Origin of the sequence: Actinomadura sp. KC216, from assembly GCF_004348535.1 — a bacterium.
Classification (GTDB): Bacteria; Actinomycetota; Actinomycetes; order Streptosporangiales; family Streptosporangiaceae; genus Spirillospora.
The window spans coordinates 1-20,318 of sequence record NZ_SMJX01000141.1 but is presented as its reverse complement, the minus strand read 5'-3'; the positions used below and the strand labels follow the sequence as shown (position 1 = coordinate 20,318).

At 71.8% G+C, this 20,318-nt stretch carries 15 protein-coding genes; 5 read left to right on the top strand and 10 right to left on the bottom strand.

Annotated elements, in window-relative coordinates:
* The 9 genes from E1264_RS23530 to glf all read right to left on the bottom strand — a co-directional run.
* Positions 1-1,509, bottom strand: a 1,509-nt coding sequence (locus E1264_RS23530) for a hypothetical protein (RefSeq protein ID WP_165964331.1), incomplete at its 3' end; no start/stop codon positions are given.
* A 251-nt stretch (positions 1,510-1,760) separates the two neighbouring features.
* The gene (locus E1264_RS23525) at positions 1,761-2,651 is read right to left on the bottom strand and encodes a class I SAM-dependent methyltransferase (RefSeq protein WP_132177022.1); all 891 of its coding nucleotides are present in this window, start codon (positions 2,649-2,651) and stop codon (positions 1,761-1,763) included.
* Positions 2,587-4,194 (bottom strand): DUF2142 domain-containing protein, encoded by a 1,608-nt coding sequence (locus E1264_RS23520; protein ID WP_132177020.1) that lies wholly within the window; start codon positions 4,192-4,194, stop codon positions 2,587-2,589. Before E1264_RS23520 ends, E1264_RS23525 begins: the two co-directional genes overlap by 65 nt.
* The gene (locus tag E1264_RS23515; RefSeq protein ID WP_207936105.1) at positions 4,191-5,315 is read right to left on the bottom strand and encodes a class I SAM-dependent methyltransferase; all 1,125 of its coding nucleotides are present in this window, start codon (positions 5,313-5,315) and stop codon (positions 4,191-4,193) included. Before E1264_RS23515 ends, E1264_RS23520 begins: the two co-directional genes overlap by 4 nt.
* Entirely contained in the window at positions 5,302-8,010 is a 2,709-nt protein-coding gene (locus E1264_RS23510; protein ID WP_132177018.1) for an HAD family hydrolase, read from the bottom strand. The genes E1264_RS23515 and E1264_RS23510 overlap by 14 nt, the downstream gene beginning before the upstream one ends.
* Positions 8,011-8,091: 81 nt before the next feature.
* Positions 8,092-8,895, bottom strand: coding sequence for an ABC transporter ATP-binding protein (locus E1264_RS23505; RefSeq protein WP_243711124.1), 804 nt, complete (start codon positions 8,893-8,895; stop codon positions 8,092-8,094).
* 2 nt (positions 8,896-8,897) lie between these two features.
* Positions 8,898-9,767, bottom strand: a complete 870-nt coding sequence (locus E1264_RS23500; RefSeq protein ID WP_132177016.1) for an ABC transporter permease — start codon at positions 9,765-9,767, stop codon at positions 8,898-8,900.
* Entirely contained in the window at positions 9,764-11,845 is a 2,082-nt protein-coding gene (locus tag E1264_RS23495; protein ID WP_243711123.1) for a glycosyltransferase, read from the bottom strand. Before E1264_RS23495 ends, E1264_RS23500 begins: the two co-directional genes overlap by 4 nt.
* Positions 11,842-13,065 carry a UDP-galactopyranose mutase gene (gene glf, locus E1264_RS23490; protein WP_243711122.1) on the bottom strand — a complete coding sequence of 408 codons (1,224 nt, stop codon included), beginning with the start codon at positions 13,063-13,065 and terminating at the stop codon, positions 11,842-11,844. Before glf ends, E1264_RS23495 begins: the two co-directional genes overlap by 4 nt.
* Positions 13,066-13,199: 134 nt before the next feature.
* Here glf and E1264_RS23485 point away from each other — a divergent pair, with 134 nt between their 5' ends.
* From E1264_RS23485 to E1264_RS23475, 3 genes are read left to right on the top strand one after another with little or no spacing between them, the layout of a single operon-like run.
* Positions 13,200-14,579, top strand: coding sequence for a hypothetical protein (locus E1264_RS23485; RefSeq protein ID WP_132177012.1), 1,380 nt, complete (start codon positions 13,200-13,202; stop codon positions 14,577-14,579).
* Positions 14,576-15,790: a hypothetical protein gene (locus tag E1264_RS23480; RefSeq protein ID WP_132177010.1), complete on the top strand. Its 1,215-nt coding sequence runs from the start codon at positions 14,576-14,578 to the stop codon at positions 15,788-15,790. The genes E1264_RS23485 and E1264_RS23480 overlap by 4 nt, the downstream gene beginning before the upstream one ends.
* Before the next feature lie 26 nt (positions 15,791-15,816).
* Entirely contained in the window at positions 15,817-16,764 is a 948-nt protein-coding gene (locus E1264_RS23475; RefSeq protein ID WP_132177008.1) for a glycosyltransferase, read from the top strand.
* A gap of 5 nt (positions 16,765-16,769) precedes the next feature.
* On the opposite strand, the gene E1264_RS23470 is transcribed toward E1264_RS23475, so the two are convergent.
* Positions 16,770-18,254 (bottom strand): family 43 glycosylhydrolase, encoded by a 1,485-nt coding sequence (locus E1264_RS23470; protein ID WP_132177006.1) that lies wholly within the window; start codon positions 18,252-18,254, stop codon positions 16,770-16,772.
* Between the two features lie 161 nt (positions 18,255-18,415).
* Here E1264_RS23470 and E1264_RS23465 point away from each other — a divergent pair, with 161 nt between their 5' ends.
* On the top strand, positions 18,416-19,918 hold the full coding sequence (locus E1264_RS23465) for a sulfatase (protein ID WP_165964330.1): 1,503 nt from the start codon (positions 18,416-18,418) through the stop codon (positions 19,916-19,918).
* Between the two features lie 90 nt (positions 19,919-20,008).
* Positions 20,009-20,318 (top strand): hypothetical protein (locus E1264_RS23460; protein WP_207936103.1); only part of this gene is annotated, 310 nt, incomplete at its 3' end.

The following is a 20,318-nucleotide window of genomic DNA, read 5'->3' as shown; positions in this document are numbered from 1 at the left end:
GGCGTAGCTCTCCCCCGCGACGTCGAACAGCGTCTCGCCCGCCGAGTCGGTGATCTCCGCGACCAGCAGCGGCTGCCCGGCGCCGATATGCTCGGCGGCGACGCGGGCGTCCTCGGGGTTGCCGAGCCGCATGAAACCGACTGCGGCGTGCCCGCGGCGTCCGAGGCGCTCGCGGACGTGGCCCGGGATCGACCGGTACATCAGCACGAGCCCGGTTCCGGTGGCCTCGCAGGCGTCGATGAGCCGGTCCAGGACGTCCCCGCGCAGCTTCTCGGCGCCGCACAGGAACAGCGTGTGGTCCCAGCGGCCGCCGGGCGGGGCCTCCCTGATCCGGTGGGTGAGCGCGGTGGTCACGTATGTTCCGAGGATCCGGTTGGTGAGGACGCCCGCGCGCCTGTCCATCGAGACCACGTGCAGGCGGGACGGCGGCAGCCGCACCGGCTCGGTGGCGAGCTTGTCCAGTTTCCGGAGCTGCGCCTCCAGGGCCCAGGCGCGGCGGACGACGATGCGGTCGGTGGCGTCGCGGCCGAAGAGCGTCGCGATCCGCTCCAGCTGATCGTCGTTGAGCAGGCCCTTGCGGAGGTCGTCGCGCGGGTCGCCGACCTGGGCCAGGACGCGCAGCGCCGCGGTGATCCGCGGGATCGTCGCGTCCGGGCCGAGGACGTCGATGATCCGCTCCAGGATCGAGTTGTCGAACGACAGGTCGCGAGTGCCGCCCTCCTCCTCGCCCGCGCTGACCACCAGCGACAGCACGTCGGCGAGCGCCTCGGGGCCCAGGCCGCGCGTGACGTCCAGGCGCGGGAGGTCGTTGGGCAGGACCCACACGAGGGGGTCGTCGCCGCGGTCGGCGGCCAGGCGGAGCAGGTCGTGCGCGACGGCGCCCTCGGACAGGTCGATGACGGTGAGCCGGGCCCCGACCGCCAGCCGCGCCGCGCCCATCGTCGTGACGGCCGCGGACCAGCCGGCGAGCGTCCCGCCGACGACGTCCACCCGGTCGACGCCGGGCGGGACGGCGACCGGATACCACTCGCGCTGCCCCTCGTATGCCGACCTGCGGCGCTCCCAGTCGGAGCGGGCCTTCGCGTACTCCTTCTCGGCCGCGTCCATCTCCCGCTCGCGGATGTCCCGCGCGCGCTCTGCGATGTCGCGCTCGTGCGCGATCCGCTCGCGGACGCTTTGCTCGTCCCGCCAGAGGGCGCCGCCGGTGATGCCCAGCACGATCGCGAAGGCCAGCAGCGCGACGCCGACGAACGCCCACGGGATGACGCCCGCGATGCCGCACAGCAGGAACAGGACGACGCAGGCGAGGGCCCCGCCGAACACGATGCGCAGCGGGCTCGCCGCCATGTGCTCGCCCGGCTGCCGCGCCGGAGCCGCCGGCGGCGGCTGTTCGGGCCGCTCGGGGCGCCCGGGAGGCGGCCCCGGATCGGGGTGCACCTGCGCGTAACGCCAGCCCACGTAGACGCGGTCGGGCTGTGTCAGCCGCGCCATCGCGGACCCGCTCGCCATGTCCGTCACGTCGAGAGACCCCTGGAGTCGCGGGAATGTATGGAACGCCGGGGGTGGCCGGGTGGTTTCCTACATCGGTCTACACAGCACAGGGTAAAGAGCTTGCGGCATCCCCGCGTCTCATTCAATGGAACAGGCCGCCAGATCCCCGACTCTCCTCGTCAATTCGGTCACCAGGCCAACCTGCAGGAAAGATCGGACACCCCTCTCCGGACATCGTGACCACATCCGGCCACGGCGGTCAACCGCCCTCAGCCGCCGGACGGTCCCTCCCCTGGCAGGAAGTCCTCCAGCTCCATCATCGGATGCGGGTACTTCCACTCGACGCCGTCGAACGGCACGTACATGCCCTCCGGCTGGCCGGCCAGGAAGTAGTTCCCATCCCATTCGTTCGGGACGGTCACCGGCGCGTCCGCGGGGAAGTTCGCGCCGAGCGGTTCGTACTTCACGCCGACGCCGAACATCGCGTAGACGGCGGCGTCGACGAAGTTGAGATACCTGATGTCGCCGCGCAGGTGCGTGCCCTGGATGGCCATGCCGTGCACCCGTTCGCGGACGAAGTACAGCGCGCTCACGTCCCGGATGACCTGGTCGAAGCTGTGCGCACCGTCATGGTGGACCAGCGCCCGGGTCTGCGCCTCGGTGGCCAGCACGCGGGCCGCGTAGGTCGGCAGGTCCCCGTGGAACATGCGGATCCGGGTCATGGCGCGCGGGAAGGCGCGGCGCAGCCGTTCGTAGGTGAACTGCAGGTACGCGTCGTTGACGTCGACGAGGTCGAGTTCCAGGCCCATGGGCTCGACGCAGCCGGCCAAGACGGCCGCCGAGCCGCCCATGAAGACGCCCACATCAACCAGCCTGGACAGTTCGCCGTGGCAGCGTTCGACGCGGCCGAAGAGGTCGAAGTAGTGGTAGGCGCTGCACTGGTCCTCGTAGGCGATGCCCACGCTCTGGATCCGGGCGGCCATGCGGTCGAAGACCGCGTTCTTGCCGGCGAAGATGTCGAGCTCGGCATGGTGCCCGCCCTGAATCGGGATCTTCAGGGCCTCGTGTGGGTGCTCGGCGTCGGCCAGGCCAGGATCAGGCTCGAGGAAGGTCCCCCAGGTGTTCTGATGGATCGCCACGGTCGAGACGTAGTCCGTCATTTCCAGATACCTCCTTCTGGGGTCCCGCGTCCCCGGTGGCCGGGGTGGCGGTGGCAAGCCAGGTCATCGCGCCCAGCGCGGCCAGTCCGGCCGCCGCAACCCCCAGCGCCGTGACGGGCCCGTACCTCGGCAGCCAATCGCCGGTCAGCGGGTTCACGGCCGGGATCTTGGCGTACAGGCCGTGCTGATACCTGATCATCGTGTAGGCCAGCGCGATCAGATGCGCGGGCAGGATCGCGGTCGCCAGCCAGCCGGTGACCGAGCGGGCGATTCGCCGATCGAGCAGGTCGCGTTCGCCGACGATGTGCGCGGCGAGCACCGCGGCGCCGACCGCGCTCGGCAGGATGTAGCGGCCCTGCGCCATCATCCCGTCCTTCTCCGCGCCGATGACGTCCATCCAGAGCGGTAGCGCGAACGCACCCGCCAGCACCAGCGCGAGACGGGCCCGGTCGACCCGGTTTCCGGACGCCAGCGCGGCGATGACCAGGAAGCCCGTCGCGCCGAACCAGACCGCGTAGTAGGCGTCGGGCATCTCGACGTCCACCCAGCCGAACAGGCCGACCATGGACTTCAGGTAGAAGGACGTCCGCTCGACGATGACCACCCGCAGCGCGTCGCCGGGGCCGAGCCCCGCTCCACCGGGAACCGGGATCAGCTCGGTGGCCTTCATCGCAAGCGTCCAGATCGCCGAGCCCAGACAGGCCAGCGTCATGACCGCTCCCGTGATCCAGGAGCCCCGGTTGCGCACCAGCTCGCCGAGGCGGGCGCGTCCGGCCGTCCCGACCAGGATCAGCAGGGCGATCGCGACGGTCATCGGGCCGTCCGGGCGGCTCCATGCCACCGTCACGGCCGAGACTCCGGCCAGTATCAGGAGCCGCCGATCGGGCGGGGCCTTGCCGAGCACGAGCGGGATCAGCGCCGTCCACATCGCGATCGCCGCCGTGACCTCCAGCCCGTTGGCGTTGATCACACCCGCGAGGTGCATCGCCATCGGCGTCGCGGCGACCAGGAGCCCGGCGAGCAGGAAGGGCCGCCGGGACCACGCCAGCACGCTGTAGACGGCGGCGGCCAGGAAGGCGGCCGACAGCGCGGCGCTGACCAGCCGAGCGGCCAGCAGCCCGCCTTCACCGGGCCACCACTTCAGCGGCCAGCCGACGATGGCGTAATAGGTGGGCTGGTAGCGCCCGGCGCCGGCCGTGAACTGCTCCACGGGGGTGTGCGGCGGCTTGGCGGGCACGTTCTCGCAGCTTGCGGGCTGCTGCGGTTTCCACGCGAAGCACGGCGGCGACGGGTGGGCGACACCGCCCGGGATGGTCTGGTGCGACCCGGGCATCGGCCGCGGGATGCCGACCACGGGGAGGTATTCCGGGGGCGCGGCGAAGTCCCCGCCGACGACGCCGGCGGCGCGGGTGATGTGCGATTGCTCGTCCGGTCCGCCGTCCCAGGGCAGGGCGATGGCCCAGCCGGCACCGAGAGCGAAGAAGCCCGCGAACGCCAGGGCCACGATCAGGCGGAGCCGCTTCGTGGAGACGGCGGGGTTCATCGCGGCCGGCCGGGGTTCCTGCGGAGGTGTGCGGAGAGCGCCCGTCCCAGGTGCGACACGGCCTCTCCCAATTCCGGACCCGGAGGGGGCGGCGGGGCGGAGGCGTCCCTCACCCGCTGCAGGTCCCGCCGTGCCGCGGCATGCTCGGCCTTGGCGCGGTCGAGCTCGGACCGCAGGGCCGCGATCTCCCGCTGCTGGGCGGTGGCGATCTCGGCCAGGCGGTCCGCGTCGTCCGTCCGGGCCGCCGCTTCGTACTGCAGCTGGAGGACGCGGGTATAGAGGGCGATCCGGTTGTTCTCCAGGGCCGCGAGAAGGGCCGAGGACGTGAGGGGACGCAGCGCCTCGAAGATCGCCTCCGCACCGGGAGCGGACGCCTTCATCAGGAGGCCGAACCCGAACACCGCGGGGACGATCGCGAGCCGCCAGTCGCCCCCGGCCTCGTCCAGCGTGTCCTCGACGGCCGTGAGGACGCCGTTGCGCGGCCCGCCGGCCTCCACCGCGGCCGTGAACACGCCGTCGCCCACGAACCCGGCGGGGGTGAGCTCGTCGTGCCAGACCGTCGGTCCGTCCGCCGCGGCGGGGTGCACGTCCTCGTGCGGGAGAGGGGACGGCTGGTAGTAGAAGTCACGGCGCCCGCACGGCCACAGCACGTCGTGCAGGACGACGACCGCGTCGGGCGCGTTCTCCATGATCCACGCGAGTTCCGCGCGGACGACCGCGTAGTTGTGGTCGCCGTCCAGGACGTACAGGTCGGCGACCGGAAGGTCGCCGAGCACCGCCGGGGACAGGCCCTCGACCAGGTTCAGCCTCGGGTCGTCGGCGAGGACGGCGCACAGCTCGTCGTCCGGCGCCGGCTCGACGCAGTACACCGTCGCGCCGAGGTCGGCGTACACGGAGCTGACCTGCCCGGACTCCACGCCGACCTCGACCACCGTGGCGATCTCGCGGTGCGCGAAGATCGTCTCGAACAGTTCCCGGAACGTCGACATCGAGTGCAGCAGCAGCGGCTGCGCGCGGGCGGCGCGTGCCTGCGCGTGCGGGTCCTCTCGGGAGCCCGTCATCTGGGTCACCTGCCGTCCCGGCCGGTCGCCCGGCTCCCGCGCGGGCTCATCTGGTGTCACCGAGCTTCCTCCTGGCAACTCGTCCGGCGCCGGCCGCGACGCCCTTGACGCCGGCCGTCCGGTACTCCTCGCGGAGCCGCTCGGACAGGCGCGCGGCCCGCGCGGACCGCTCGGCCCTGCGGTCCACCGGCATCCGCGGCGCCATTCCGGTCATGGACTGCGGGAGCATCGCGAACGCGACGGTGACCTGCGCGGACGACACCACCGGCGTCCCGGCGCGGCGGGCGAGCGGGAGCCACACGGCCGCGTAGGAGGTGTCGAACTCCATCAGGCTGCCGCCGAGATAGCGGCAGTCGGCGTAGTGCAGGCCGACGAAGTCCTCCGGCCGGTCCCAGCGGAGCACCCGCTCCCGGCGGCGGCCACCGGCGATCACCACGGCCTCGATCCAGTCGACCCGCACGATCGCGGGACGGCCCGGGATCGCCAGTGAGATGTCGACGGTGTCGTGGTGCTCGAACGCGATCCGGGCGAACGACAGACCGTTGTGGTTGATCCGCACCCGGCGGCGGATGGGGTCGTGCCACTGGTCGTCCGCGGTCCGGTAGCGCAGCCGCGTCTCGTACGGCTCACCGGCCGGGTCGAACGCCTCCGGGCCGATCGCGTCGTCGGCGATGGCCCGCGCCATCGCGCCGAGCCCGGTGTCGGACGCGGCGATCAGCGCGGGCCAGAACGAGTCGCGCATGCCCAGGTCGTCGAGGTCGCCGGGCGACAGGTACGGGACGAGCGGCTTCAGGTCGGCGGGCATCAGGGTCGTGACGAGGGAGGACCCGAAGTTGTCCTCGTGGGTCCAGTTGCCGAACACGGCGGCCTCGTCGGCGATCGGCGAGCGGAGCGCGGTCACCAGGATCCGCGCCAGCCGGTCACGGCCGGGCCCCGGACGGGTGAGGTCGGGCCAGCCGCCGCCGGCCGCGGTGACGTACCTGTTCCACAGGTGCTGGAACGCCAGGACGCCGTCCTGGACCGTCCGCCGCTCCGCGTTCTGGGTGGGGGTGTCGGACGTCTCGCCGAGGACGGGCTCACCGTCCTCGGTGAAGCCGAGCAGCGACCCGCACAGCGCGCTGACACACTGCTCCACGATCTCGGGGCTGCGGGTGATGGTCGAGGCGACGCGCTCCGGGTTCCCCGCCTGCGCGAGGTACCCCTCGGCGCGGAGCCCGGCCAGGTACACCCGCTCGGCCCGGATGCCGGTGGCCAGGTACAGCCCGGACACCCGGACGCCGATCCGCGCGATCTCCAGGGCCTTGGCGAGCTGCAGCTGGATCGTCCCGCCCCAGCCGAGGTCGACGAGCGTCAGCTCGGCGTCCTCGCCGACCGGACCGTCCAGGGCGCCGGGCGCCGCCGCGTCGTCCAGGGCGCCCGCCTTCCGCAGCGACTTGATCATGCGTTCGCGGGCGGCGGTGACCGTCACGGCGAGCCGGTTGCACAGGTGCGGCGTCTCGGTCAGCGCGCGGGCCGCGCGGCCCGCGATGTCGCCGTTGTCGATGACGGTGTCCAGCTCGGCCGCGAGGCTCGGCACATCGCCTGGACGAAGCCCCAGGACGGACAGCGTCTGCCGGACGGTCAGCCGGTAACCGCTGCGGATGAACGCGTGCACCGCATCGGTTTCATGCGGGTCGAGGGCGGCCAGCGACGTCACGAACCGCGACAGCCAGATGGGCCTGGCCTCGACGTCCCAGCCGCGCGCGCGGGCCGCCTCGTTGATCAGCCGGGACAGCAGCTCGCCCTCGCGCATCGGGCACCACAGCCTGCGGAAGCCCGCCTCGTGCGCCTTGGCGGCGGCCCATTCCGCGAAGCCGGTCAGCACCGGGCCGAGGACGCCGGCCCCGTAGCGCCACGCGACGTCCAGCGCGGACGTGGTGAACGGTACACCCGCCCGGACGGCCTTGGCACGCAGGCTGGTGAGGCCGAAGTCGCCGTGCCGGTCGTCCAGGTCGGGGGCGTGATCACCGAACGGCTCGACGGGCTCCCGTTCGCGTTTCAGCACGTCCAGGTACGGCTCGTCGGTCCGGCGGTAGTGGACGGTGCGGATGCCCAGCTCGGACGGCACCTCGTGGTCGGCGACCTCGTGGTCGCCGACGTGCACCAGCTGCTCCGGGCTGCGCCCCAGGTCGCGAAGGACGATCTCCCAGAGGCCGGAGGCCTTGGCGGTCCCGTGCTGGTTCGACCGGAAGATCCGCACGTCCTCCATCGGGCCGAGCTCCGGACGGTCGAGCAGGTGCGCGAGCTGGTCCTCGGTGAAGTAGGTGTCGGAGACGAGGACGACCTGGACGTCCTGTTTCCGCGCGGACTTCACGAGCTCGGCGACGTCGAGGTCGACGACGGTCAGCTCGCGTTCCAGCCGCAGCTCGGCCCCGACGAGCTGCTCAAGCGGTGCTGTACCGAAGATCCCGGCGGGCATGGCGCGCCAGATGTCGAACAGCGAGACCTCGCTACCGAGGGCGCCACGGCCGCGGCGGGCCGTGTCCTCGGCGGCGATCCGCATCCGGCGGAACGTCGCGTCCGTCACCCATGGCGGGCAGAGCCCCGCGTCCCGCAACCGGGAGCCGAGCAGCGCGAACGCGTCCGTCGGTCGGGGGACCCGCCGCCACAGCACCGTGTCGAAGATGTCCAGGGACAGCACGGAGCACGACCGGTCGGCGATGATGCGATGGACGTCGTCGAGCAACGGGCACACCGACTCCTGCTTGGTCAACACCGCTTCACTCCCCTGGTCCTGCACCGGTCTCCCGTGCTCTCGCACCGGCGGACGCGGCCCCCGGCCGCGGCTCGGGACACCCTATCCACCGGTATCTCCCTGTGCGGGCCCGGTCGCGAAGCCCGATCGGGACGCGGTTTCCGCGGCGGCGCGGCGCGCAGCACGGTCCTCGCGCACCAGCCGGCCGGCCTCCTCGGTCGCCCCGTCGAAGATGACCCTGCCCTGGCGCAGCGTGACGCCGCGGTCGCAGAGCCCGACCAGCATCCGGATGTCGTGCGCGACGATGACCATCGTGCGGCCCTCGCCGCGCAGCTCGCGGATGCGGGCCAGGCACTTCTCCCGGAACGGCGGGTCGCCGACCGCCAGCACCTCGTCGATCAGGAACACGTCCGGCTCGGTGTGCGCGGCGATCGAGAACGCCAGCCGCATGAACATGCCGGACGAGTAGAACTTCACCTGGTCGTCCAGGAAGCGCTCGACGCCGGAGAACTCCGCGATCGCGTCGAACTTCCGCGTGATCTCCGCCTGGGACATGCCGAGGATCGCCCCGTTGAGGAAGACGTTCTCGCGCCCCGTCAGCTCCGGGTGCAGCCCGGCGCCCACGTCGATCAGCCCGGCGACGCGGCCCCGGACGAGCACCGACCCCTCGTCCGGCTGCATGACCCCGGAGATGAGCTTGAGCAGCGTGCTCTTGCCCGACCCGTTCAACCCCATCAGCGCGACGGTCTCGCCCTGGCCGATCGTGAGGCTCACCTCGTCCAGCGCGCGGAAGCGGTCCGAGAGGCGCTGGCGGCGGTACGCGCGGACGCTCATCTCCTTGATCGAGCGCGCGTGCCGCAGCGTGAAGTTCTTCGTGACGCGGTCGATGACGATCGAGGGGGTCACGGCTACAGCTCCTGCGCGAAACGCTTCTGCATGCGGGCGAACGCCGCGTGCCCGGCGGCGAAGACCAGCAGGCTGACGGCCAGGGAGATGCCCGCGCGGGCGTACAGGTCGGGCGGGAACGCGAAGTCGCCGCCGGTCCCGGGGAACCAGAAGGCCCGCTGGAACAGGGACACGGCGCTGACGAGCGGGTTGGCGAGGTACACGTCCAGGACCCAGCCGGGCGCGTGCTCGCGGACGTGCGTCCACGGGTAGATCATCGGCACCGACCAGGTGATGACGATCATGAGGATGTCCACGACCTGCTCCAGGTCGCGGAAGAACACGTTGACGGCCGCGCACAGCAGCCCGAGACCGAGCCCGAGGACGGCGATGATCGCGAACCCGAGCAGGGCCGCGGCGGCGCTGCCGGGCGACGGCCGCCATCCCGTGGCGACGGACGCGCCCAGCAGGATCGTCAGGCCCGGCAGGAAGTGCACCAGCGAAACCAGCGCCGACGCCGTCGGGAACAGCTCCCGTGGCAGGAACACCTTCCGCACGAGCGCGGCGTTGCCGGTCACCGAGCGAGTCGCCGAATGCAGCGTCTCGGTGAACAGGTTGATCAGCACCATGCCCGAGAACAGGTAGACGGGAAAGTGCTCGATCAGTTGGTCCAAGCCGAGGAAGACGCCGATGACGTAGAAGTAGACGGCGAAATGCACCGCCGGCCGGACGTAGGACCAGCCGAGGCCCAGCAGAGACCCTTTGTAGCGGGCACGCAGTTCCCGGCGCACCAGCAGCCGCAGCAGGTACTTGCTCCGGAAGGTCCGCCGCAGCCCGCCGTCGCGGCCGGGCGGCCGGAGCCCCGCGTCGGCGCGGAGCGGCGTGACCGTCATTCCCGCCCGTCCTCGACGACCTTCGAGTCCGCCGCGGCGGGCGTGGACGCGTCGAACGTCGCGCGCCATGCGTCCGGTGAGGCGAGCTCCGCCATGGCCGCCCGGTACCGGCGGCTCAGCTCGGGCCATTCCCGGCTGAGCCGCGCGTGCAGCACCGACGTCCGCTTCAGCAGCTTCCTGAACCGCTCGGGGTCGCGCTGGTACCAGGCGACCTTCGTGCCGTCGGCGGACGAGACCAGCGCGCTGTCGAGCTGCGACAGCAGGCCCCAGTGCCGGTCGATGTGCGGCACCACCGCCTGCGGGTTGCCGAGCGCCGCCGCGTCCACCGGGCGGAGCTGCTTCACGGTGCCGAGCATCGCGCTCGCCAGCACGTTCACCGTGCCCTTCGGGGGCTTGAACCCGCGTCCCCGCTTCGGCGGCCTGGTCATCCGGACCTGCGGGAACTCCTCGTGGCTGACGCGGTTCTGCGCGTCAGGGAAGGCCGCCCGGAACGCCAGGATCTCGGGGAGCTTCGTGGCGATCCCCGCGTGCATGTGCTCGGGGCCGCTCAGCACGTCCTCGATCGCCGAGAGCATCAGCTCGGCGGTGGAGTACTGCATGGCCAGGGCGTGCTTCACCGAGATGATGAAGCTCTCCTTGGGGAGGTTGCCGCCCCGCTCGTACGGGGAGTGCAGCAGCGCCGTGACCAGCCGGTTGCGCTCGTGGAAGTACGCCTGCCAGTCGATGCCGTCGTCCTTGTCCTGCCACGGGACGTGCCAGGCGGCCATCCCGGGCAGGGACACGGTCGGGAAGCCCGCCTCACCCGCGCGGACGCAGTACTCGGCGTCGTCCCACTTGATGAACATCGGCATGGACAGGCCGACCTTGCGGACCACGTCGGTGGGGACGAGGCACATCCACCAGCCGTTGTAGTCGACGTCCACGCGCCGGTGCAGCCAGCTCGTCTCCCGCAGGCTCCCCGAGCTCTTCTTCACCCGCCGGGTCGAGTTCGAGTTCGTGCTCAGGACCGGGAACGGGTTCGGCGGGACGGCGAAGTCGTGCTCCCGCTTGGTGTGCGGGGCCTCCTCCCACCACCAGCGGTACCGTCCGATGGTCTCGCCGTAGGCGTGCAGCTGCGAGCGGGCGAACAGGTTGAACATGTGCCCGCCGACGATCGTCGGCGTGCGGGCGAAGTCGGCGAACGCGACCGCGCGCAGCACGCCCTCGGTCTCGGTGACGACGTCGTCGTCGAGCAGGAGGACGTAGTCGCTCTTCCCGGCGCGGACCGTCTCGTCCATCGCCCGGGAGAAGCCGCCCGACCCGCCGAGGTTGCCCTGCTCGATCACGCGGAGCCGCGGCCCGAGCACCTGCGCCGCCCGCGCGAAGTTCCCGTCGTCGCGGACCCGGCGCGTGCCCTGGTCGACGACGTATATCTCGTCCACCACGTCCAGGACCTCGGGCGCCTCGCCGAGCGCCAGGAGCTGGTCGACGCAGAAGGTCGGCCGGTCGAACGTCGTGATGCCCAGGCTGACCCGCCCCTGCGGGACCTCACCGGCCGTGCCCGGATCGGCGCACCAGTCGGCCCGCTCCAGGACGGCGTCGCCCTCCCCGGCGAGGATGTCCATCCAGTACCAGCCGCCGTCGATGAACGGGCGCAGCGTCAGCCGGACCGTCTCCTCGCGCGGCTCCTCGGAGTCGATCCGGATGGCGTCGACGCGCTGGATGTGGCCCTTCGCGCTGGACCGGTAGACGATCACGGTGGCCTGGCCGCGCAGCCTGACCCGTAGGACCACCTCCTCCACGGTCGTCCAGCGCCGCCAGTAGCTGGCCGGGAACGCGTTGAAGTAGGTGGCGAACGACACCCGCCGCCCCACCGGCACGACCACGCTGCGGCGGCCCACGTTCTCGGCGAGCCCGGACAGGAGACCGGCCTCGACGGCGGCCTCGGCCGCGAACGCCTCCGCGCCCCTCGCGATCTCGCCCTCGACGTACAGCTTGAGGACGTCCAGGTCGCGGTCGACGGGCATCACGACCCGCTGCAGGACGCGCAGGCCCGCGGCGTCGGTGGCCGCCTCGGCCTCCGCGGTGGATCGGCTCACTCGTCCACACCTCCGTGTTCCTCCCGGGAGGACGGGCCCCCAGGGCCGGAAGGGCCCCCGAGGCCCCCGTTCATAAGACGCGAAACCCCGCGGAAATGGGGACGCAGCCTGTTGTCGACCATGCCGAGCGCGCTCGCGATGGCCATGTGCATGTCGAGGTATTTGTAGGTGCCGAGCCGCCCGCCGAACAAAACGCCCTGCTCGCGCGCGGCCAGCTCCCGGTAGGCGAGCAGGCGGGCGCGGTCGGCGGCGGTGTTGACCGGGTAGTACGGCTCGTCGCCGCGCTCGGCGGCCCGCGAGAACTCCCGCATGATGACCGTCCTGTCGGGCGGGTAGGCGTCCCGCTCGGGATGGAAATGGCGGAATTCGTGGGTCCGGGTGTACGGGACGTCCTCGTCCGCGTAGTTCATGACCGGGGTGCCCTGGAAGTCGCCGGTCTGCTTGACCTCAAGCTCGAAGTCGAGGGTGCGCCAGCCGAGCTCGCCCTCCGCGTAACCGAAGTAGCGGTCGAGGGGCCCGGTGTAGACGACGGGCACGTTGCCGACGACGTCGTCGCGCAGGTCGAGGAAGTCGGTGTTCAGCCGGACCTCGATGTTCGGGTGGTCGGCCATCCGCTCCAGCCAGGCGGTGTAGCCGTCGACCGGAAGTCCCTCGTGGGTGTCGCTGAAGTACCGGTTGTCGAAGGTGTAGCGCACCGGGAGGCGGGTGATGATCTCCGCCGGCAGGTCCCGCGGGTCGGTCTGCCATTGCTTGGCGGTGTAGCCGCGGATGAACGCCTCGTACAGCGGGCGCCCGATCAGCGAGATCGCCTTCTCCTCCAGGTTCGCCGGGTCCGTCACCTCGGCGGCCTGCCCGGCGATCAGCGCCCGCGCCTCGTCCGGGGTGAAGGCGCGGCCGAAGTACTCGCAGATCGTGCCGAGGTTGATCGGCATCGAGTAGACGCGGCCCTTGAACGTCGAGTACACGCGGTGCCGGTAGCCGGTGAAGGCGGTGAACCGGTTCGCGTACTCCCAGACCCGCTCGTTGGACGTGTGGAACAGATGCGCGCCGTAGCGGTGGACCTCGATGCCCGTCTCCGGCTCGATCTCGCTGTAGGCGTTCCCGCCGATGTGGCCGCGCCGGTCGAGGACCAGCACGCGCAGCCCCAGCTCGGCCGCGCACCGTTCGGCGACCGTCAGCCCGAAGAAACCGGAACCGGCCACCACGAGATCAACATTCACTGGACGGCGTCCATCCCGTGCGGGGGGAGCGGAAGACCTGGCCGCGCGCCCGGCGCCGACCGGTCTGTATGTACCGAATGGAGCTAAGATACCCGGGGTTCGATCGGTACCGGCGCAGGAGTCCAGGGATCGCGGTGGCCCCATCCACTTCCGGCAGTGCGGCGCACGGCGCCGACGGCACGGACACCACGCCCCACGGTACGGCGGACGGTGCGGCGCCGGGTGCCCGCCCGAGGATCTTCCTGCACGTCGGGGCCGCCAAGAGCGGCACGACGTTCCTCCAGCACGTGCTGTGGCACAACCGGGACCGGCTGCGCGAGCGCGGCGTCCTCTACCCGGGCCAGGACATCGCCGCCCACGTCAGGGCGGCGTTCGACCTTCGAAGGACGTTCTTCTCCGGCGCGTCCGACCCGCGGAACCGCGGGGCGTGGCGCGCGCTGGTGGAGGAGGCCCGCGACTGGCCCGGCGACGTGATCGTCTCGCAGGAGCTGTTCGCGCCCGCCCGGCCCGCGTACATCCGGCAGGCCATGGCCGACCTCGATTTCGCCGACGTTCACGTGATCTTCACCGTGCGGGACCTCGGCCGGCAGATCCCGGCGCACTGGCAGGAGGACGTCAAGAACCGGTTCACCACGCCGTTCACCGAGTTCGTGGCGGCCCTGCGGCGGCAGAACTGGCGCACGTTCGAGAGCGCCCGGCTGTTCTGGGGCCTGCAGGACCCCGTCGCGGTCCTCGGACGCTGGGGCGCGGATCTGCCGCCGGAACGGGTCCACGTCGTCACGCTGCCCCGGCCGGGCGCTCCGCGCGACCTGCTCTGGCAGCGTTTCTGCACCGCCACCGGCCTCGTCCCGGACGACTACGACCTGTCCACCACATTCGCGAACCCTTCGCTCGGCCTGCCGGAGACGCAGTTCCTGCTGCGGCTCAACGAGGCGCTCGACGACCGGGTCGGCTGGCACGCCTACAACGACGACGTCAAGCTCTTCCTCGCCCAGCGCGTGCTCGCGGCGCGGCCTTCGCCCGTGCGGATCGAGCTGCCCGCCGAGCACGTCCCGTGGGCGACCGAACGGGCCGTCGAGATGGCGGAGGATCTGCGCGCCGCCGGGTACCACGTGGTGGGCGACCTGTACGAGCTGATGCCCATGGCCGCATCCGGCCCCGTCGTGGGGAAAGTGCCCGCGCACCCGCCCGACGAGCCGTGCTGGGCGGAGATGGCCGATGTCGGCGTCGATGCCATCTCCACGCTGCTGCGGCGTGTACTGGAAACAGAGGAGCGCGCCGGCACCGTGCCGGGCGCCGGGGCACCGGTCCGCGACCAGATCGACCTGCTGCGCAGGGACTCCGCCGACCTCGCGGAGACCACCGGCCGGCTCGCGCACGACGCCGCACCGCTCGTCGAGCGGGCGGTGCGGAACGCAGGCGAGCGTTATCCGGCGGCACGGCGGTTGCACGGCGCCTACCGGAGGTTCTGGAGCGGGGAGCGACGGTCCGACGCCGAGATGGGAACGAGATGAACACCGTGAACCTGGTGGACGGCGGGGGACCTGGCAAGTCCGTCTACCTGCACATCGGAGCGCCCGCGGCGGAGACCGACTTTCTCCACCGGGCCCTGTGGGACAACCGGCGGCGCCTCGCCGACGCCGGAGTCTGCTACCCGGTCACCGGTCCGCAAGAGCACTTCGCGGCCGTCATGGATCTGCGGGAGATGAGCTGGGGCGGGCGCCGCGAGCCGAACTGGGACGGCGCGTGGGCCAGAATGGCCGAGCGCGCACGCGAATGGGAGGGCCCCACCGTCGTCTTCTCCCAGGGCCTGCTGGGCGGTGCCACCGAGCAGCAGGCCAAGCGGGCCGTCGCGGCGCTGGAACCGGCCGACGTGCACGTGGTGTTCGCCACCCGCGACCTCGGCTGGCAGCTGATCCTGGACTGGCAGGAGCAGATCCGGCATGCCCACACGATCACGTTCGAGCGGTTCGTGGACGACCTCGTCGCGCGCGGCGTCCACGCACCGAAGCCGTACGGCGAGATGTTCTGGGGGCTGCACGACCCGGTGCGGGTGCTCGGGGCCTGGGAGTCGGCCGTCCCGAAGGAGCGTGTCCACGTGCTCACCCTGCCCGCGCCGGGCGGCGGCCAGAGCCCGCTGTGGGACCGCTTCCGCGCCCTGATCGGTGTCGATGCCGGAGCGTGCGACGTCGAGGGGATCCCCTCGGACGAGCCCATGTCCGCGATCGAGGCGGAACTCCTGCGCCGGTTGAACGAGCGGATCGGACCGGCGCTCGGCGGCGACTACGAGCGCATGGTCCGCCAGTACCTCGTCGGTCACGGCCTCACCGAGGGCGCTGACAAGACCGGCCGTCCGCAGATGGGCCTGCCCGAGCGGCACGCGGAGTGGGCCGCGAGGCGAACCAAGGAGATCGCGACCACCGTGCGCACCGCCGGCTACGACGTGCGCGGGGATCTCGGTGAGCTGACGACGTCGCGTGATCCAGGTCCCGCCATGCTGCCCGGCGACGTTCCGGACGAGCTGATCGCGACCGCGTCCGTCGGCGTCGTGGCGCATCTGCTGGGGGAGCTGACGCTGGCTCACGAACGCATCGGGCTCGCGCACCTGAACAGCGAGATGGCCGACGTCCGGGAGAGCCTGGAGCGGCTTCTGGAGGCGGCCGCGTCCCCGTCGGCGCCGCTGCAACGGGCCGCGCGGCGCGCCGCGGGCAGGCGCAACCGGTGAAATGGGATCCGGGAGTGGCCAGAGGCGTGTCCGTCACTGCGGTCGTCGTCACCTACAACCGGCGCGAGCTCCTGGACGAGGCGCTCACCGCACTCACGGCGCAGTCACGCGTCCCGGACCGGATCATCGTCATCGACAACGCTTCCGCGGACGGTACCGCCGAGATGGTCGCCGGCCGGTTCCCGGACGTCGACCTGCTGGTGCTGCCCTGGAACGTGGGCGGCGCGGGCGGGTTCAGCGCGGGCATCGCCCGCGCGCTGGACGGCGGCGGCGACCTCCTCTGGCTGCTCGACGACGACACGGTCCCCGAACCCGGCGCCCTCGAAGCCCTGCTGGCCGCACGGCGGCGCGCCACGACCGACGCGGACGGGCCGCCCGCGCTGCTGGCGGGCCGCGTCGTATGGACCGACGGCCGCGACCATCCGATGAACACGCCGCGCCCGAAGCCCAGGCCGACGGCGGCCGAGGCGCGGATCGCGCGCGCCGCGGGCTGCGTCCCGATCCGCTCCGCGTCCTTCGTGTCCGTGCTGGTGGACGCGAAGGACGTGCGGGAACGCGGGCTCCCCGTCGCCGACTACTTCCTCTGGAACGACGACTTCGAGTTCACGACCCGGCTGCTGCGCGGGCGCCGCGGCCTGCTCTGCCCGGCGAGCGTCGCCGTGCACAAGACCAGGGACTTCGGCGGGACGGACGCCGACCCGGGCGACCGCTTCTTCTACGAGGTCCGCAACAAGATCTGGCTGTTCACCGGGAGCCGGGGGCTCGCACCGGCGGAACGGGTCCTGTACGCGGGGTCCACGCTGCGGCGCTGGGCGCGTACCTTTGCCCGGTCCTCGGACCGGGCGGTACTCCGCCGCGCCATGGTCCGCGGGATCAGGGCCGGGCTGTCCAGCCGACCCAGATCCACGCCGGCGGTCCTGCGCGAGGTCGGAATCGATGTCCCGTCCATGGCGGCGACACCCCCTGAGAGCTGAGGGCCCTACCGGAGCTCGAGATAGTCGACCCGCCCCTCCCCCGCCAGCCTCCGCAGGCTGATGGTGTTCCAGCCGGCGGTCAGCTCCACCTTCGCCGTCGCGGACGCCCAGCCGGGCCGCGCCGTGGTCGGCAGCCGCAACGAGGTCGTGGCGTACCCGTTCACCGAGACTTCCAGGTCGGCGTCGTAACCGGTCCGGTTGGCGTACCGCGCCGCGACCGCGTACGGCCCGGCGGAGGGCGCGAACACGGGCACGTCCACGCGGCACCCGTCGTGCGTGAACGGGCCGATCGCCCGGCCGCCCGACGCGGACGACAGCACCGATGCGGACACGCAGCCGTTCAGCCGCGCCCGCTCCGCCTCGTACCGGACGGGCACACCGCGGATGGCGGGACGCGCACCGTCCCAGCCGAGCCGGGCGACGTACATGGCCCGCGTCACCCTGGTCCCGCCGTGGTAGTCGCGGATGCCGTGGAAGATCAGGTAGTCGCCGCTGTCGTCGGCGAGCACGTCCGCGCTGCCCGGCCCTACGATCTTCCCCCCGTACCCGCCGGTCGACTGGAGCGGCGACGCGGCCTTCAGGTAGGGGCCCTCGATCGACGACGCGACCGCGTACCGGGTCTGGTAGTTCGGCTTGAAGTACCAGCCGGCCGCGTAGAACAGCACGTACTTGCCGCCTCGGCGGACCAGGTCGGGGGCCTCCACGAGCACCGGCTCGTCCGCGCGCCGCGCCATGATCTGCTTCGGCGGACCGGCCAGGGCCAGCCCGTCCGGCGACAGCCTGACGAGGTGGATCGCCGCCGTCCGCCGGTCGTCGCTCTTGTAGAGCAGGTAGCGCGTGCCGTCCGCCTCAATGTAGGACGCCGGGTCGATCGCACCGCCGAGGTTCAGCGGGCACACCAACGGCGCGCCCTCCCTCGGGATGAACGGCCCGGCCGGCGACGACGCCGTCGCGACGCCGATGCACTGCTCGTCACCGCCCCTGCGGCGGGCCGAGAAGTACAGCACGTACGAGCCGGACCCGCCGCCCGGCGGGACGACCTCGGGCGCCCACGTCCGTCCCTCCATCGCCCAGACCGGAAGCCTGGCGAGGCCGTCGCCGGGCAGCACCTTCCAGGGCCCGGTCGGGGTCGTCGCCGTCGCGACCGGCATCGCCGCGGACGAGTTGTTGGTGCCGTACGCGAAGTACCCGCCCGCCACCTTGATCACGGTCGGATCGGCGAACGAACCGTGGATCACCGGCTCCACGGGCGAGTAGCCGGGCGGGTCGATCGGCACCGGGGAACTGGCCGGGCTCGGCAGCGGCGGCCCCTCGCCCTCCGGCCGCTCTTTCGACGCCCCCTGGGAGGACCGGACGTCGGCCACGCCGGGCACCGGCCCCCACGAAACGGCGAGCCCGACGACCAGCGCCACCAGGACGCTGATCGCGGCGCCGGCGACCAGCGGCATCACCGCCGCGAGTGCCCGCGGATCCCCGCCCGTCCTCCTCATAGCACCCGAATCATGCCAACAACCCGCACGGTACGGCGAACCATCGCTGTCGCCGTGAGGTGCGGGAACCTCGCCTGACAGGGAAAACGTCCCTCATGCGCGGAACGTCCCCGCGCTCGTTAGGCTTGATCAGCATCCGCATCCCGAAGGAGACCCGGACGTTGATCCGACATCGGCGACTCGCGGCCGTGTTCTGCCTGGTCGCCGCACTCGGCCTCGGCGGCTGCAACGGCGTCCAGCCGCCGGGCAAGCGGGGCGGCGACGCCAAGGAGACCAAGCCGGCGAAGAAGCCGAACATCGTGTTCGTCCTCACCGACGACCTCTCCTGGAACCTCGTCCCGCACATGCCGCAGGTGCTCGCCATGCAGCGCGAGGGGCTCACCTTCGACGACTTCCTCGTGGCGGACTCGCTGTGCTGCACCTCCCGGGCGACGATCTTCACCGGCAGGTATCCGCACAACACCGGAGTGCGCACCAACTTCCCGCCGGACGGCGGCCACCAGGTCTTCAAGGCGAAGGGCGGCGAGCAGGCGTCGTTCGCGCCGCTCCTCCAGAAGGCCGGGTACCGCACCGCGCTGCTCGGCAAGTACATGAACGGCTACCGGCCGCACGACACGCAGGGCGGGCCCGGTCCGTACGTCCCGCCGGGCTGGACCGAGTGGTACGTCACCGGCAACGGCTACCCCGAGTACAACTACAACATGAACGAGAACGGCCGGATCGTCCCCTACGGCAGCAGGCCGCAGGACTATCTGACCGACGTTCTCGCGGCCAAGAGCCTGGACTTCATCAGGAGGGCCAAAGGGTCGTCGCAGCCGTTCTTCATGGAGGTCTCGACGTTCGCGCCGCACGGGCCGTTCGTCCCGGCGCCGCGGCATGCCGGCAAGTTCCCCACCCTCCGCGCGCCGCGCGCGCCGTCGTTCAACGAGGCGGACATCCGCGACAAGCCGTCCTGGCTGCGGTCGCACGGCCTCCTGCGCAGGCCGGGGATCGCCCGCATCGACGCGGGCTTCCGCGACCGGGTCCGTATGGTCCAGTCCGTGGACGAGATGATCGGCCAGATCCGGACAACGCTGAAGGACCTCGGCCTCGACCGCGACACCTACGTGATCTTCGGCTCCGACAACGGCTTCCACATGGGCGAGCACCGGCTGGCCGGGGGCAAGATGACCGCCTTCGACACCGACATCCGCGTCCCGTACATCGTCGTGGGGCCGGGCGTCCGTCCTGGTCACCGGGTCGGGGAGACCGCGCAGAACACCGACCTCGCGCCCACGTTCCTGGAGCTCGGCGGCGTCCGGCCGCCGCCCGCGACCGACGGCCGCTCGCTCGTCCCGTTCCTGCGCGGCGGCAGGCCGTCCGACTGGCGGGAGACGGCGCTGGTCGAGCACGTCAAACCGCCGCCCTCGCCCGAGGACCCGGACCGGCAGGACTCCCTTCCCGGTGCCCCGACCACCTACAACGCGCTCCGCAACGACGACCTGCTGTACGTGGAGTACGCCAACGGGGAACGCGAGTACTACGACCGTCGCCGCGACCCGCACGAGCTGAACAACATCGTCCGCACGCTGCCGGAGCAGCGCCGCCGCTACCTCTCGGATCTGCTGTACGCGCTCACCCACTGCACCGGCGAGACCTGCACCACCGCGGGGCGCAGCCGCTGAGGGAATCGTGTCCTTTATGCGCCGCTATCATCGCTGGCGACTGTGAATGCACGGAGACCGTGCACCTGAGTTGATGCGGGGAGATCGGGTGTGACTCCAACCGGAAAGCCGGATGACGACCACGAGGTGGAGCGTCCCGAACCCGGGCAGCCGGCTGAGGCACCGCCCCCGCCGCAGTGGCTGAACGAGGGGCCGGGCTCGGCCGCCCAGCTGCTTCCCGACTACGGCGCCGATGAGGCCGAGCCGGAAGCCGCGTCCACCGGCGCGCCCGAAGGCGAGGCCTCCGGCTCCAGCTCCGGCAGCGACTCCGATTCCGACTCCGGTCTGAACGAGGCCATGCACACCGTGGTCATCGGCGGCCACTCCCCCTCGGGCAGCGGCCCGTCGAACGAGGACGCCC

Bases quoted from the DNA above. Each gene is read 5' to 3' on its own strand.
- E1264_RS23525 (WP_132177022.1), bottom strand. From the start codon at position 2,651: ATGACGGACTACGTCTCGACCGTGGCGATCCATCAGAACACCTGGGGG.
- E1264_RS23520 (WP_132177020.1), bottom strand. From the start codon at position 4,194: ATGAACCCCGCCGTCTCCACGAAGCGGCTCCGCCTGATCGTGGCCCTG.
- E1264_RS23500 (WP_132177016.1), bottom strand. From the start codon at position 9,767: ATGACGGTCACGCCGCTCCGCGCCGACGCGGGGCTCCGGCCGCCCGGC.
- E1264_RS23480 (WP_132177010.1), top strand. From the start codon at position 14,576: ATGAACACCGTGAACCTGGTGGACGGCGGGGGACCTGGCAAGTCCGTC.
- E1264_RS23470 (WP_132177006.1), bottom strand. From the start codon at position 18,254: ATGAGGAGGACGGGCGGGGATCCGCGGGCACTCGCGGCGGTGATGCCG.